This is a genomic window from Paractinoplanes brasiliensis, assembly GCF_004362215.1.
Taxonomy (GTDB): Bacteria; Actinomycetota; Actinomycetes; order Mycobacteriales; family Micromonosporaceae; genus Actinoplanes; species Actinoplanes brasiliensis.
The window spans coordinates 4,049,529-4,063,181 of sequence record NZ_SNWR01000001.1; the positions used below are offsets into that span (position 1 = coordinate 4,049,529).

Annotated in this window: 12 protein-coding genes; 7 read left to right on the forward strand and 5 right to left on the reverse strand. The window is 71.2% G+C overall.

The window, feature by feature from the left end:
* Window positions 1–89: 89 nt before the first annotated feature.
* The gene (locus C8E87_RS18130; RefSeq protein ID WP_166661186.1) at window positions 90–1,067 is read left to right on the forward strand and encodes a GNAT family N-acetyltransferase; all 978 of its coding nucleotides are present in this window, start codon (window positions 90–92) and stop codon (window positions 1,065–1,067) included.
* Here C8E87_RS18130 and C8E87_RS18135 read toward each other — a convergent pair.
* Together C8E87_RS18135 and C8E87_RS18140 are read right to left on the reverse strand one after the other, a co-directional pair.
* A complete protein-coding gene (locus tag C8E87_RS18135) occupies window positions 1,006–1,482 on the reverse strand; it encodes a hypothetical protein (RefSeq protein WP_239080561.1) in 477 nt (158 codons plus the stop codon). The two genes, C8E87_RS18130 and C8E87_RS18135, sit on opposite strands and share 62 nt — an antisense overlap.
* Window positions 1,483–1,496: 14 nt before the next feature.
* Entirely contained in the window at window positions 1,497–2,003 is a 507-nt protein-coding gene (locus C8E87_RS18140) for a GNAT family N-acetyltransferase (protein ID WP_133874192.1), read from the reverse strand.
* A gap of 97 nt (window positions 2,004–2,100) precedes the next feature.
* Between C8E87_RS18140 and C8E87_RS18145 the strand changes: the two genes are divergently transcribed.
* From C8E87_RS18145 to C8E87_RS18160, 4 genes are all read left to right on the forward strand, one after another.
* Entirely contained in the window at window positions 2,101–3,018 is a 918-nt protein-coding gene (locus C8E87_RS18145; RefSeq protein WP_133874193.1) for a hypothetical protein, read from the forward strand.
* 277 nt (window positions 3,019–3,295) lie between these two features.
* Window positions 3,296–4,918, forward strand: coding sequence for a chaperonin GroEL (gene groL, locus C8E87_RS18150; RefSeq protein WP_133874194.1), 1,623 nt, complete (start codon window positions 3,296–3,298; stop codon window positions 4,916–4,918).
* A gap of 114 nt (window positions 4,919–5,032) precedes the next feature.
* Complete coding sequence (locus tag C8E87_RS18155; protein ID WP_133874195.1) at window positions 5,033–6,832, forward strand: glycerol-3-phosphate dehydrogenase/oxidase; 1,800 nt, start codon at window positions 5,033–5,035, stop codon at window positions 6,830–6,832.
* Entirely contained in the window at window positions 6,829–7,098 is a 270-nt protein-coding gene (locus C8E87_RS18160) for a DUF4031 domain-containing protein (protein ID WP_133874196.1), read from the forward strand. The genes C8E87_RS18155 and C8E87_RS18160 overlap by 4 nt, the downstream gene beginning before the upstream one ends.
* Before the next feature lie 20 nt (window positions 7,099–7,118).
* Here C8E87_RS18160 and C8E87_RS18165 read toward each other — a convergent pair whose 3' ends face one another.
* A complete protein-coding gene (locus C8E87_RS18165; RefSeq protein ID WP_133876912.1) occupies window positions 7,119–7,757 on the reverse strand; it encodes an HD domain-containing protein in 639 nt (212 codons plus the stop codon).
* Between the two features lie 280 nt (window positions 7,758–8,037).
* Between C8E87_RS18165 and C8E87_RS18170 the strand changes: the two genes are divergently transcribed.
* Together C8E87_RS18170 and C8E87_RS18175 are read left to right on the forward strand one after the other, a co-directional pair.
* A protein-coding gene (locus C8E87_RS18170; RefSeq protein WP_438866173.1) for an IS3 family transposase occupies window positions 8,038–9,473 on the forward strand; the annotation gives its coding sequence in 2 pieces (ribosomal slippage) (window positions 8,038–8,395 and window positions 8,395–9,473; 1,437 coding nt in all).
* Window positions 9,474–9,745: 272 nt separating this feature from the next.
* Window positions 9,746–10,933 (forward strand): FUSC family protein, encoded by a 1,188-nt coding sequence (locus C8E87_RS18175; RefSeq protein WP_133874197.1) that lies wholly within the window; start codon window positions 9,746–9,748, stop codon window positions 10,931–10,933.
* Between the two features lies 1 nt (window position 10,934).
* On the opposite strand, the gene C8E87_RS46940 is transcribed toward C8E87_RS18175, so the two are convergent.
* Together C8E87_RS46940 and C8E87_RS18190 are read right to left on the reverse strand one after the other, a co-directional pair.
* Window positions 10,935–13,259, reverse strand: a complete 2,325-nt coding sequence (locus tag C8E87_RS46940) for a PrsW family intramembrane metalloprotease (protein ID WP_438866073.1) — start codon at window positions 13,257–13,259, stop codon at window positions 10,935–10,937.
* A 47-nt stretch (window positions 13,260–13,306) separates the two neighbouring features.
* A complete protein-coding gene (locus C8E87_RS18190) occupies window positions 13,307–13,603 on the reverse strand; it encodes a GroES family chaperonin (protein ID WP_133876913.1) in 297 nt (98 codons plus the stop codon).
* Between the last annotated feature and the right edge of the window lie 50 nt (window positions 13,604–13,653).

Sequence of the window (13,653 nt, forward strand, 5' to 3'; positions counted from 1 at the left end):
CCGGAGGCGCTGTGCGTCCGTCCTCCCGACCAAATGCTTGCTCCATAAATCGTTGGCGTTCATGGCCGTCGCCCGCAAGGGTGGCGGGCATGCGTGTATCTGCCGGGCCACTGCAGACTCCCGAGATCGCCTACGACATCGCCGCCGCGACAGCACATCATGACTGTCCCGACATTCCATTCCAGAGCCGGGAAAATTACCTCAAGATCCTAGACAATCCGCCACCCGCAGTGACGTTCGAGCGACATCTGGGTTATCTCGACGGCGAGCCGGTCGGGTTGCTCGTGCTCGAGTTCCCCCAGCTGGACAATCTGGACGTGGTCTGGGCCGAGTTGCTCGTGCTGCCCGGTCACCGCAGGCAGGGCGTGGGCCGGGCGCTTCTCGACGTGGCCGCCGAACGGGCCGCCGCGCACAACCGCAAACACATCCAGGCGTCAACCGTCGACCGGCATCCGGACGGCCGGGCGTTCGCCGAGGCCGCCGGGGCCAAGCCGGGCCTGGCCGAGATCCGCAGCCGGCTCGACGTCACCGCGCTCGACCCCACGCTGCTGGCCGGGCTGCGGGCCGAGGCCGAGAAACACGCCGCCGGCTACACCCTGCGGAGCTGGCTGGGCGTGCCGCCGGACGACCTGATCGACGGCGTGGCCTATCTGGAGGGACGGCTCAACGCCGACGCCCCCAGCGGTGATCTCACCCTTGAACCGGAGAAGATGGACGCCGCCCGCATCCGTGACGGCGAGCTCGCACGGCAGAAACGCGGCCGCCTCAGCTATCAGACCGGCGCGCTGCTCGGCGATCGGCTCGCCGCCTGGACGTGGATCAACGTCGACCTCGGCCACCCCTCCCACGCCTGGCAGAGCACCACGATCGTCGACCCCGGCCACCGCGGCCACCGGCTCGGTCTGCTGGTCAAGCTGGAGAACCTCGACTTCGTACACGGGCACAGGCCCGCCCTGGAGGCGATCGACACCTTCAACGCGGCCGAGAACACGTACATGCTCAAGGTCAACCGGGCGATGGGCTTCCGGGCGGTCGACGATTGGATCGAGTGGCAGAAGGACCTTTGAGCCGCGCGAGCCACGGCCGCAGCGGGAGGTCGGTGGGGTAGCCGCCCGCCTCCAGTCCGGCCCTGCGCTCGAAGACGTTGCGGGCGCCCCACGAGCCGGTCGTCGCGTACGAATAGCCGCAGGCGACCCAGTAGGCGGGCCAGAACAGCGGCCCGAGCAGCGCATACTGCGCGGCGTGGCGGTGCTCGTGGTCGAACAGCTCACGACGCTGCTCGTCGAGCAGCCACGAGGCGCTGCGCCGGGTGATGATCACGGACCCGACCGTGAAGCAGGACGCGGGCGGGATCGGCAGGCGGTAGCCCTCGGCGATCAGCACCCCGTGGCGGCCCCGCCGGATCTTGGCCCGGGTGATCAGCGCGACCAGCAGCCCTGTCCCCGTGGTGCCGTTCAGCGCGGTGAGGACGCCCCTGGTCACGTGTCGCACGGCCGTCACACGCTCCGGCGCATACGCAGCTCGGTCAACGCGGGGATCACCGGGTGGGGCACGCGCTCGCCGGTGTCGGTGAAGCCCAATTTCTCGTACGCCCGGAGCGCGCGATTGTTGCCGACGACCACCTCGAGCAGCGTCTTCAGGCGCCCGGCCGAGGTCGACCACGCGGCCACCGCCTCGATCAGGTCGGCCACCACCTTGCCGCCGCGGTGAGCCGGCGTCACGTACACGGCGAAGATCACCGTCTCGCCGGGGAAGTCGGGGGAGATCGTGCCGCCCGCGTGCCCGATCAGCCGCTCGCCCTCACCCGGGTCGGCCACGAACTGGGCCAGGCTGTCACCCCGGGACGCCTGCACGACCCGCTGCCGATAGGAGGCGTGTGACCGCTCGGCGGCCTGGGCCAGCGTCTCGAGGAAGGCGAGAGGGCTGTCGGCGAGCATCTCGAGCCGCAGCGCGCGCATCCGGGCCGCGTCCTGAGGGCGTACCCGGTGCACGTTCCAGCTCATGGCGTCTTCACTACCTTCACCGGGCCGGGGCGGCAAGCGGGTTGCCGGGAATCGGACGGGGTGGCGGGACGGCCCGGTGCTGGGGCAAGGTGTCCCGGTGGAGCCGGTCGAGTCGCACATCTTCGTGGTCGAGGAACCGGTGGTGGCCGCCGCCGACCCCTTCGACCCCGAGGGGCGTACAGCCGACCTGAGCTGGCGGCGTGATGTGCCTCCGGACGTGCCCGGGGTGGTCGACCCGATCGTGGCCGGGCCCGGGTTCGGCCAGTGGGCCCGCCGGTTCGGCCGGGTCGCCGGGCGGCACGCGGCCCACCTGGTCCCGGTGATGCTGCTGACCGCGCTGCCCATGCACTTCTTCGTCGGCCGCGTCGACGACACGATCGTGGCCGCTCCCGCGCTGGCCGAGCTGGTCGGCGGGTTCGGCCTGCTGCTGCTCCCGGCCATGTGGCTGGCCTACCTGGCGGTGTCCGCGCTGCCGCTCGTGCTGAGCCTGGCCGGCGTCGTCGGGGTGGCTCTGCCCGCGGCGGCCGAGGGACGCCGGCCCCGCCCTCGCCGGGTGTGGTCGCTGGTGTCGATGCGGCTGCGGGCCCTCTGGCTCTGGTTCGCCGGGTTCGGCCTGCTCAGCGGCGGCCTTCCGGTGCTGCTGACCGAGGAACAGGTGGGTTCGGCGGGCGGCCTGGTCACGGTCGTGTTCGCGATCGGGTCGACGGTCGCGCTGACGTTCGGCGGCCTGCTCGGCTGTGTCGTGGTGGTCGAGCGCGGGCGCGGCCCCCGGCGCGCGACCCACCTGCTCGCCCACTCCCGCCCGGCCGGGCTGCTGGTCGCGGCGGCCGCGGTGGCGGTGGCGCCCCGCCTGGTCGAGCACGCCCTGGGCGGGGTGGCCGCGACGGTGGCCGGGGTGCTGCTGGTTCAGCTCTGGGCGATCGCCGCGCTGGTGACGTACGCACAGGCCCGCCGCGCGGTCGAACCGGTGACCAGCCGTTCGATGTTCGCGGAGCTGGACGCCCCGGAGGAGTGACCACCTCCCGGGGCCGGGGTTTCCTTGCACTCGCACCCTCAGAGTGCTAAACAAGTCATTGGCACTCGCGACTGGTGAGTGCCAAGCAGGTCGGGACGGTGGGGTCTCGGTCGCGGCGTCGCCATCGGCGCCGGGGCACGGGGCCGGTCGTCGCGGGCTATCCGGCTCGGCCTGAGGACGTCACATCGCCAGGTGGTGACGTCCGCAGAGTTCCGCACACGTGCGGGGGCGGGGCCACGCGGCCCGGCACCTCGAATGTCCAGGAGGACAAAGCCGTATGGCCAAGATCATCGCATTTGACGAGGAAGCTCGTCGCGGCCTCGAGCGGGGCATGAACCAGCTCGCCGACGCCGTCAAGGTGACGCTCGGCCCCAAGGGCCGCAACGTCGTGCTCGAGAAGAAGTGGGGCGCTCCCACCATCACCAACGATGGTGTGTCGATCGCCAAGGAGATCGAGCTCGAGGACCCCTACGAGAAGATCGGCGCTGAGCTGGTCAAGGAGGTCGCCAAGAAGACCGACGACGTCGCCGGTGACGGCACGACGACGGCGACCGTCCTCGCCCAGGCGCTGGTTCGTGAGGGCCTGCGCAACGTTGCCGCCGGCGCCAACCCGATGGCCCTCAAGCGGGGCATCGAGGCGGCCGTGGCCAGCGTTTCCGAGGGTCTGACCCAGATCTCCAAGGACGTGGAGACCAAGGAGCAGATCGCTTCGACTGCCTCCATCTCCGCCGGTGACTCCACGGTCGGCGAGATCATCGCCGAGGCCATGGACAAGGTCGGCAAGGAAGGCGTCATCACCGTCGAGGAGAGCAACACCTTCGGCCTCGAGCTCGAGCTCACCGAGGGCATGCGCTTCGACAAGGGCTTCGTGTCGGCCTACTTCATGACCGACGCCGAGCGCATGGAGGCCGTCTTCGACGACCCCTACATCCTGATCGCGAACAGCAAGATCTCCGCGGTCAAGGACCTGCTCCCCGTCCTCGAGAAGGTCATGCAGGGCGGCAAGCCGCTCGTCATCATCGCCGAGGACGTCGAGGGCGAGGCCCTGGCCACCCTGGTCGTCAACAAGGTCCGTGGCACCTTCAAGTCGGTCGCCGTCAAGGCCCCCGGCTTCGGTGACCGTCGCAAGGCCATGCTGGAGGACATCGCCATCCTCACCGGTGGCGCCGTCATCAGCGAAGAGGTCGGCCTCAAGCTGGAGAACGCCGACCTGAGCCTGCTGGGCCAGGCCCGCAAGGTCGTCATCACCAAGGACGAGACCACCATCGTCGACGGCGCGGGCAACGCCGAGCAGATCCAGGGCCGGGTCAACCAGATCCGCGCCGAGATCGAGAAGTCGGACTCCGACTACGACCGCGAGAAGCTGCAGGAGCGCCTGGCCAAGCTGGCCGGCGGTGTTGCGGTCATCAAGGTCGGCGCGGCCACCGAGGTCGAGCTCAAGGAGCGCAAGCACCGCATCGAGGACGCTGTTCGCAACGCGAAGGCGGCCGTCGAGGAGGGCATCGTCCCCGGTGGTGGCGTCGCGCTGGTGCAGGCCGGCAAGACCGCGTTCGACAAGCTCGACCTGGTCGGCGACGAGGCGACCGGCGCGAACATCGTCAAGGTCGCGCTCGACGCCCCGCTGCGTCAGATCGCCGTGAACGCCGGCCTCGAGGGCGGCGTCGTGGTGGAGAAGGTGCGCAACCTCGACGCGGGTCACGGCCTCAACGCCGCGACCGGCGAGTACGTCGACCTGCTGGCCGCGGGCATCATCGACCCGGCCAAGGTCACCCGCTCGGCGCTGCAGAACGCCGCGTCGATCGCCGCGCTGTTCCTCACCACCGAGGCCGTCGTGGCCGACAAGCCCGAGAAGACCCCGGCTCCGGCCGGCGCCCCGGGCGGCGGTGACATGGACTTCTGAGTCCAGTCATAGCAACACGAAGAGAGGGTGGGTCGCCTGGCGGCCCGCCCTCTCTTTCATGTGCGTCACCGGCTGTGCGGCGGCCCGGTGTCTCCGAGCGCTAACGTAAGACGGGTGCGCGAACCCTCCGTTTCCCGTTACACGGCCGGCCGGCTCTCCCCGATCCGACGGGTGGCCGATCTGCGGCGCCTGCGTGGCGAGCAGTTCGACGTCCTCGTCATCGGCGGCGGGGTAACCGGCGCCGGCGCCGCCCTGGACGCCGCCTCCCGGGGCCTCAAGGTTGCCCTGGTCGAGGCGCGTGACCTCGCGGCCGGCACGTCCAGCCGCTCCAGCAAGCTGATCCACGGCGGCCTGCGTTACCTGGAACAGCTCGAACTGCACCTGGTGCACGAGGCGCTGACCGAGCGGGGCCTGCTCTCCACCCGGCTGGCGCCCCACCTGGTGCGGCCGGTGCCGATCCTGGTGCCGCTGCCCGCGGGCAACCCGGCCGCCCGAGCCGGCCGCCGGGCGTACTACGGGCTCGGGGTGGCGGCGTACGACGTGTTCGCCGGCGTCTTCGGCGCCGGCCGGGGCATGCCGCTGCACAAGCACCTGTCCCGCGACGGCGCCCGGCACCTGTTCCCGAGCCTGCGGGCCGACACGGTCAGCGGCGCGATCCGGTACTACGACGGCCAGGTCGACGACGCCCGCCTGGTGGTCACGCTGGCCCGTACGGCGGCCAGCCTGGGCGCGGCCGTGGTCACCAGCGCCCGGGTCGTCGGTTTCGTGCGTGAGGCCCGCGAGGTGGTCGGTGTCCGCGTGCGCGACCTGGAAGCTCCCGACTCACCCGAGTTCGAGGTCAGGGCCCGTACGGTCGTGGCCGCCACGGGGGTGTGGAGCGACGACATGTCCCAGATGCTGCGCGATGTCGGCGTCCGCCCCGGGCTGCGGGTTCGCGCCTCGAAGGGCGTTCACCTGGTGGTGCCCCGCTCGGCCATCACCGGTGAGGCGGGGCTCATTCTGCGCACGCCCACCTCGGTGCTGTTCGTCATCCCGTGGGGCGGCCACTGGATCATCGGCACCACCGACACCGACTGGAAACTCGACCGTTCCCACCCGGCCGCCTCCGCGCGCGACATCCGGTACCTGCTCGACCAGGTCAACGAGGTGCTCGACCGGCCGTTGACGACCGACGACATCGAGGGCGTCTACGCCGGGCTGCGGCCGCTGCTCTCCGGCGAGGCCGACTCGACCTCGAAACTGTCGCGCGAGCACGCGGTGGTCGAACCGATGCTGGGCCTGCTGCTGGTGGCGGGCGGCAAGTACACGACGTACCGGGTGATGGCGGCCGACGTGATCGACCGGGCCGTGCGGCGTCTGGGCGGGGCCTCGCTGCCGTCCCGTACGGCCGATCTGCCCCTGCTGGGCGCTGACGGATACCACTCCGCCTGGCGCGACCGGCAGGACACGGCGCGGCGCCACGGCGTCACCGCCGGGGTGGTCGAGCATCTCCTCGAGCGGTACGGCACGCTGGCCGTCCATCTGCTCGCCATGATCAAGGCGGATCCGGAGCTGGCGGCCCCGCTCACCGGCGCGCCGGAATACCTGGCGGCCGAGGTGGCGTACGCGGCCCTCGCCGAAGGCGCCCTGCACCTCGACGACGTGCTGACCCGGCGTACACGGATCTCGTTCGAGACCCCGCACCGCGGCAGCGAATCGGCGGCCCACGCGGCGGCGGTGATGGGGGACGCGCTGGGCTGGGACAAGGCGGTGCGCGAGCGCGAGATCGAGCACTACCTGGCCCGGGTCGCCGCCGAACGGCAGTCCCAGACGATGCCCGACGACGCGGCGGCCGACGCGGCCCGGCTGGGGGCGCCGGACGTACGGGGCTTCGCGGCCGACCGTGGGGTCGACCTGCTGCAGGTCGACCTTTGATCCTTGTTGACGCGCCGCTGTGGCCGGCTCGGGGCCGGCTCTGGTCGCATCTGGTCAGCGATCTCTCGTACGAGGAACTGCACGTTTTCGCCGAGATGCTGGGCGCGCCGCGGCGAGGGTTCGACCGGGACCATTACGACATTCCGGATACGCGGTTCCGTAGCGCCGTCTGGTTGGGGGCAACCCTGCTGCCGTCGCGGGAGTTGGCGTGGCGGCTGCGGGCGGCCGGGTTGCGGCGGCCCAAACACCTCAGCCGTCTCCGTTGACCTGTCCCATCTGACCTGTCTCAGCCGTCTCCGTTGAGTTCCCTGGTGAGGTTGGCCCGGGCCCGGTCCTCCCACTGCTCCCGCAGCGGGGCCAGGCGATAGATCGAGGGCAGCTCGAGCAGCGCCTTGAGCACCTGGGCGCGGCCGGCCTTGAAATCGTCGTCCGGGACGTGCGCGTACTCCCGGCGGATCTTCGCGGTGTACTGCGCGTAGGCCTCGTCATCGCCCGCGAGCACGGCCAGATCGGCGTCGCAGAGCAACTCGCCGTCCGGGTCGTCCTCCTCGGTGGCGTGGCCGGCGGTCAAGCTGACCAGGCGGGCAACCTCGCAGGCGGTGTCGGCGGGCACCCCGAGCGTCTGCAGCAGACCCTCGGCGAATTCGGCGCTGTCCCGCTCATTGGCGTCACCCAGGGCCCGCGGGTCATAGACGGCGTCATGCATCCAGGCGGCCAGCCGGACCCGCTCCGGATGAGCAGCCAACTCGGCAAACCGGTCAATCACGTCAAGCACAGCCGTCAAGTGATCGACGGTGTGATACTGCCGCTGCGGCTCGGACCAGCTGGCGATCAAATACCCGGCGGCGGCGCCCAGATCCGCGTCGTCCACGGTCGCACCGGCCGCGCGGGCGGCCTCGGAAAACCGTTCCACAAGTCTTTCCACGCCCGCAATCCTGACACCGGCACGCGGCTGATCCTCCGGCGGCCGGCCGGCCCTGTGGCCCGCTTGGCCCTGTGGCCCGCTTGGCCCTGTGGCCCGCTTGGCCCTGTGGCCCGCTTGGCCCTGTGGCCCGCTTGGCCCTGTGGCCCGCTTGGCCCTGTGGCCCGCTTGGCCCTGTGGCCCGCTTGCCCTGTCTGTCAGGGTGAGTTGAGGCCAGCGGTTCATAGCAAGTCCGCCGGACAGGGCGAGTTCAGGATTGAGAGCGTTGACTACTGCTGTTGACATGGTCGTGGCCCAGGATGGGGTCATGAGTCGCAAGAAGGGACCGCGTGCGGGCGGGCCGCGGGCCCGCCGGAACTTCACGCCGGGACAGAAGCTGGACCTGCTGACCCGCTACGAGCAGGCCGTGGAGGCCGGTGAGGGCGGGGCGTTCCTGCGGCGGGAGGGCTTGTACTCGTCGTTGATGTCGGAGTGGCGCCGGGCTCGTGACGCCGGGCTGTTGCAGGGTAAACCCGCTGGTGAGACCGTCGGGCGGCCGTCGGCGGAGCAGGCCGAGATCGCCCGGCTGCGGCGGGAGCTGGAGTTGGCGCAGGCGAAGCTGGCGCGGACGGAGACGGCGTTGACGATCATGGGAAAAGCGCGCGAGCTCTTGGAGGACATCTCCAGGAGCGAGCCGGACGGTCCGGACGTGTTCGGGCTCGGCAAGCGCTGATGGACACCTACCACCAGCTGACCAGTGTGAAGATCACGACGCGGGAGGCGGAACGGCTGACCGGGATCGCCCGGTCCAGCGCGGACCGCGACCGGCGCCGCCCGACACCGGTCGGGCCGGCCCGGCAGGCACCGGCGAACGCGCTCACTACGGCCGAGCGCGAGCGGGTGCTGCGGTTGTTGAACAGTCCGGAGTTCGTCGATGCCGCCCCGGCGCAGATCTACGCGGCACTGCTGGACCAGGGTGTCTACGTGGGCTCGATCGCCACCATGTACCGGATCATGCGTGAGCACGAGCAGGTCCGGGAGCGGCGCCGGCAGGCCCGGCACCCGGCCCGGACACGTCCCGAGCTGGTCGCCGACGCACCCCGGCAGGTCTACAGCTGGGACATCACGAAACTCGCCGGACCGGTCAAGGGCGTCTACTTCGACGCGTACGTGATGATCGACATCTACTCCCGGTACATCGTCGGCGCACGGGTGCACGCCCGCGAATCGGGTCCGCTGGCCGAGAGCATGATGCGTGAGGTATTCGGCGCCCACGGCGTCCCGCACGTGGTCCACGCCGACCGGGGCACCTCGATGACCTCGAAATCGGTGGCTGACCTGCTCGAAGACCTTCAAGTGACCCGCTCACACTCACGGCCGAAGACCTCGAACGACAACCCGTACAGCGAGGCCTGGTTCAAGACGCTCAAATACGCGCCGGTCTTCCCGCACCGCTTCGCGACCCTCGCGGACGCCCGGACCTTCATGGCCCAGTTCGTGACCTGGTACAACCACGCCCACCGGCATTCCGGGATCGGCCTGCACACCCCCGCCGACGTCCACCACAGCCGCCACCACCAGATCCGCGCCGGCCGCGAGGACACCCTCGCCGCGGCCCGCACCGCCCACCCGGAACGGTTCGGCACCGACCGGCCACTGCCCAAGATCCTCGACCTGCCCGACCAGGTCTGGATCAACCGGCCCGACCTGCAAACCCAGCCCGAACGCCAAGCCGCTTAACTCCCGTTGGCCTCATTCCCTTGACACGTTCCGGGCCCTGTGGCCCGCTTGGCCCTGTGGCCCTGTGGCCCTGTGGCCCGCTTGGCCCTGTGGCCCGCTCGGCCCTGTAGCCCACCCGGCCCTGTAGCCCACCCCAACCGGGGGCCTCCGTCCCTGGCTCCCACTCTACGGGGAAAAGGCGGGGCGGTTTTGGATGTCCACAGGGGTCGAAGTTATCCACAGGACGGAGTCGGGACCGCGCGCCGGAGAAGCGGAAGTCCTAGGGTTTGGGCATGACCGAAGCGGAGTCCGAGGGGCGAGTCACGCGCACTGTGGTGCGGGCGCGTGGCCGGTTCCTCGACGGGCTTCGGCGGATGCGTCACGGGCTTGCCCTCGCCCTGCAGGCCGGCGTGGCGGCGGGCATCGCCTGGTTCATCGCGAACGACGTCATCGAGCAGCCGAGTCCATTCTTCGCGCCGATCGCCGCGGTGATCACGCTGGCGTCGTCGGTGGGGCAGCGGGTGCGGCGTACGGCCGAGCTTGTCCTCGGGGTGGCGATCGGCATCGGTATCGGGGACACGATCATCCTGCTGATCGGCAGCGGGCCCTGGCAGATCGGCCTGATCGTGCTGCTGGCGGTGCTGGTGGCGACGGGGGTGGGCGGCGGCACCCCGCTGGTGGTGCAGTCGGCGTCGTCGGCGGTGCTGGTCGCGACCCTGACGTCGAGCACCGGTCTGCCCTGGACGAGGTTCTTCGACGCGCTGGTCGGCGGGGGTGTGGGGCTGGCCGTGATGACGTTGTTGCTGCCGCTCAACCCGCTGAACGTCGTGCGGCGGGCGGCCGATCCCGCGCTGCGGGCGCTGGCCGACGGGTTGCACCGGATCAGCGACGGAATGGCCGAACGGGACCGCGCCACGATTGAGGACGCGCTGGCCCGGCTGCGGGCCGCCGAGGCGACGTTCGCCGCGTTCTCGGCCGCAGTCACCGCGGCCCGCGAGAACGTGGCCTTCGCGCCGGCCCGTTGGCGCAATCGGGGTGCGCTCGCGCTTTACGTAGACGGGGCCAACCACATCACGTACGCCCTCAGGAACTGCCGCGTGATGAGCCGGCGCGCCGATACGGCGTTGGGGGACGACGAGACGATTCCCGCGGTGTTGCCGGTGTCGGTCGGCCTGCTCGGGGATGCCGACGACCTGCTGCGTCAGGAGTGGGCCAGAGGTGTGGAGCCGGTGGCTGCCCGGGAGCGGGCGCTGCGGGCGGCGGCGGAGTGCGGGAAGGCGTACGACGAGGGGGTGGGATTCTCCGGCGGGGTGATCGTGGCACAGATCCGGACCACCGCGACCGACCTGCTGCGGGCCAGTGGCGTCGACTATGCCGAGGCGCCGCGGCTGGTTCGACGGGCGGTGGGGTGGCACGGGCGGCCGCATTCCGGTCGGCGAAAACAGGCGACGCGCTCGGGGCTGGGCCACCCGCCCACGTGACCTACGGCTGCTGTGGCGGGTTCTCTTCACCCGCCGTCGGGGTGACGGGTTGATCGGGTTGTGCGCCGGGCGCCGGTGGGGTGTCGTGGCCGGGCTGGCTGCTTTCGCCTGTTTGAGCTGGGGTGCCCGGCGGCGGGTTCTGGCTCGGTTGCGGGCCCGGGCTGGGCTGCTGGGCATAATCGGGGTGGGCGGCGTAGCCCGGTTGGCTGCCCTGCGGGGTGCCCCAGCCGGGCTGTGCGGGGGCGTAGCCCGGCGGCGCGCTGTAGGGCGGCTGGGGTGGATAGCTGGGGTGTGACGCCTGCTGGGCCGGGTGGGGAGCCTGGCCGGGTTGGGGCCATCCGTAGCTCGGGGCCGGCGGGACGTATCCGGGAGGCAGCGGGACGTATCCGGGGTGCGGGACATAGCCGCCATAGGGCCCGGGAGGAGCGCTGTACAGGCCCGGAGCGGCGCTGGCGCTGGGCTGGCCAGGGGTGCTGTATGGGCTGGGAGGGGCGCTGGGCCGGCCCGCGGCGTTGTATTGGCTGGGCTGGCCGGAGGCGTTGTACTGGTCCGGAGCGGCGCTGGGCTGAGCTGGGACGCCGAGCTGTCCGGGCGGAGCGCTGTATTGGCCGGGAACCCCGTGCTGCCGGGAGGGAGCACCGTACGGGCCGGGAGCGCCGTAGGGGCCGCCGGGAGCGTAGTAAGGGCCGCTGGGAACGCCGTACGGGCTTGGGGTGGCGCTGGGGGAACCCGGGGCGGTGAGGTGCGGGCCGGCGGAGTAGGGAGCGTACGGGTTGGGGGCGTTGTAGGTGGCGGGCGCAACGCCGTACGGGTTCGGGGGTGGGGGAGCACCGTAGGGCGGGGTGCCATGGACAGGCTGGGGCCAGCCCATGGCGTACGCGGGCTGTGGGGTCTTGATCGGGAGCGGGACCACCGGCTCGGCCGGCGGTGGGACGGTGCGGGTGAGGCCGTCAGGGAAGGCGATCTGATAGTTGTGGCCGTCCCAGAAGGCTTGTGGCGCCTGCGGGTCCTTGGCCGTGAAGACCGCTCGGTATTCGAGGATCTCGGCGAGCAGGCGTCGTTCCTCGGCGGCGGCCCGGTCGATGTCGGCCGGTTTGCGGTCGAGGCCGCGGTTCATGCCGTCACGCAGGAGGGCCAGCTGGGTGGAGGCGAACTGGAAGCTCTTCATCGCCTTTTGCCCTGCCTCGCCGGCGACCCGGCGGGCCCACTGGCGGGCCGAGTAGCGGCGGCCCAGGCTGCCCAGCGCGGCCACCTCGGGTGGCGAGAACCAGCCCCTGCTCACATAGAACGGAAGCACCCGCTCGGTGAGGCGGCCCTCCCAGGCGCGCAGCGCGATGGCGAAACCGACCACGGCGAAGAAGAACGGCACCATGAAGCCGAGATAGCCGTACAGCATGATCAGGGGCTGGGTGAGGCTCACCGAGAGCGTGGGCAGCAGGTTGAACGTGCCGTGCAGGATCATCGCGAGCAGCAGGCCGGCGATGGGGGCGAGCCAGCGCACCTTGCGGTCGCCGGAGCGGGCGGCGATGCCCAGGCCGATGCCGGTCATGGCCGAGAACAGCGGGTGGGCGAAGCCGGTGAACAGGATGCGCACGATGAAGATGGCGAAGAGGTTCTGCAGGCCGGTGGCCGGGCCGTACTCCTCGACGCCCGTCGCGTAGCCGTGTTTGCCGAGGTACAGGACGTTTTCCACCATGGCGAAGCCGAGCGCTGACAGGCCGCAGTAGACGATGCCGTCGGTGATGCCGGACCACTCGACGCGGCGCCGCCAGAAGAGCAGGAGCGGGCCGGCCGCCTTCATCAGCTCTTCGATGAACGGGGCGACCAGCACGGCCACCAGGGCGTCGGGCAGGCCGATCTTGTCGAAGAGGACGGCCGCGCCGGTGTTGACGACCAGGGCCACGGCGGTGGCGATCGCGGCGCCCCACGCGAAGCAGAAGGCCAGGTAGCGGATCGGCTCGGGCTCGTAGCGATCGAGCCACAGGAAGCTGGCGACCAGCAGCGGGACGGGCAGGACGGCCGCTGTCAGGCCGACGGCGAGGCTCGTGCCGCCCATGTCCACGCCGAGGAACAGCAGCATGCCGATGGAGCCGGCGGCCAGGAACGCGACCACGCCGGCGATCGGCAGCCAGCGTCGCCAGCCGGTTTTGCGCGTGGCCGCGGGCAGCATCGCCGCCGGGTCGTGGAAAAGCGAAGTGGCGGGGGAAGTGGCAGGCGAGGTGTCGGGTGAGGCTTCGGGCGGGGGCGCCGCCGGGGCGAGCGAACCGGCCTCGACCAGGGTGGGCGCGGGCGGGTCGGGCGTACCACCCGGCGAGACGTCGGCCATGGAAGCCAGCGTAGTCACCCGATCGGGGACGAGCCGCCCCGAGTGGGTCAGAGGTAGAGGCCGGTGCCGTCCGGCTCGACCCGGCTGGCCGCCACGGCGTGGACGTCACGCTCGCGGAGCAGCACATATTCGCGACCGTGGAGCTCGACCTCGGAGCGGTCGTCGGGGTCGAAAAGCACCCGGTCGCCCACCACTATCGAGCGCACGTTCGGCCCGACGCCGACCGCCGTGGCCCACGACAGCCTGCGGCCCATCGAGGCGGTCGCGGGGATGACGATGCCCGCGCTCGACCGGCGCTCGCCCTCGCCGCCGTCCTGCCGGACCAGCACGCGGTCGTGCAGCATCCGGATCGGCAATCCGCTCTCGGTTCGGGTGTCGGTGCTCACGATTGCAG

Bases quoted from the DNA above. Each gene is read 5' to 3' on its own strand.
- groL (WP_133874194.1), top strand. From the start codon at position 3,296: ATGGCCAAGATCATCGCATTTGACGAGGAAGCTCGTCGCGGCCTCGAG.
- C8E87_RS18190 (WP_133876913.1), bottom strand. From the start codon at position 13,603: ATGCTGCACGACCGCGTGCTGGTCCGGCAGGACGGCGGCGAGGGCGAG.
- C8E87_RS18175 (WP_133874197.1), top strand. From the start codon at position 9,746: ATGACCGAAGCGGAGTCCGAGGGGCGAGTCACGCGCACTGTGGTGCGG.
- C8E87_RS46940 (WP_438866073.1), bottom strand. From the start codon at position 13,259: ATGGCCGACGTCTCGCCGGGTGGTACGCCCGACCCGCCCGCGCCCACC.
- C8E87_RS18130 (WP_166661186.1), top strand. From the start codon at position 90: ATGCGTGTATCTGCCGGGCCACTGCAGACTCCCGAGATCGCCTACGAC.
- C8E87_RS18140 (WP_133874192.1), bottom strand. From the start codon at position 2,003: ATGAGCTGGAACGTGCACCGGGTACGCCCTCAGGACGCGGCCCGGATG.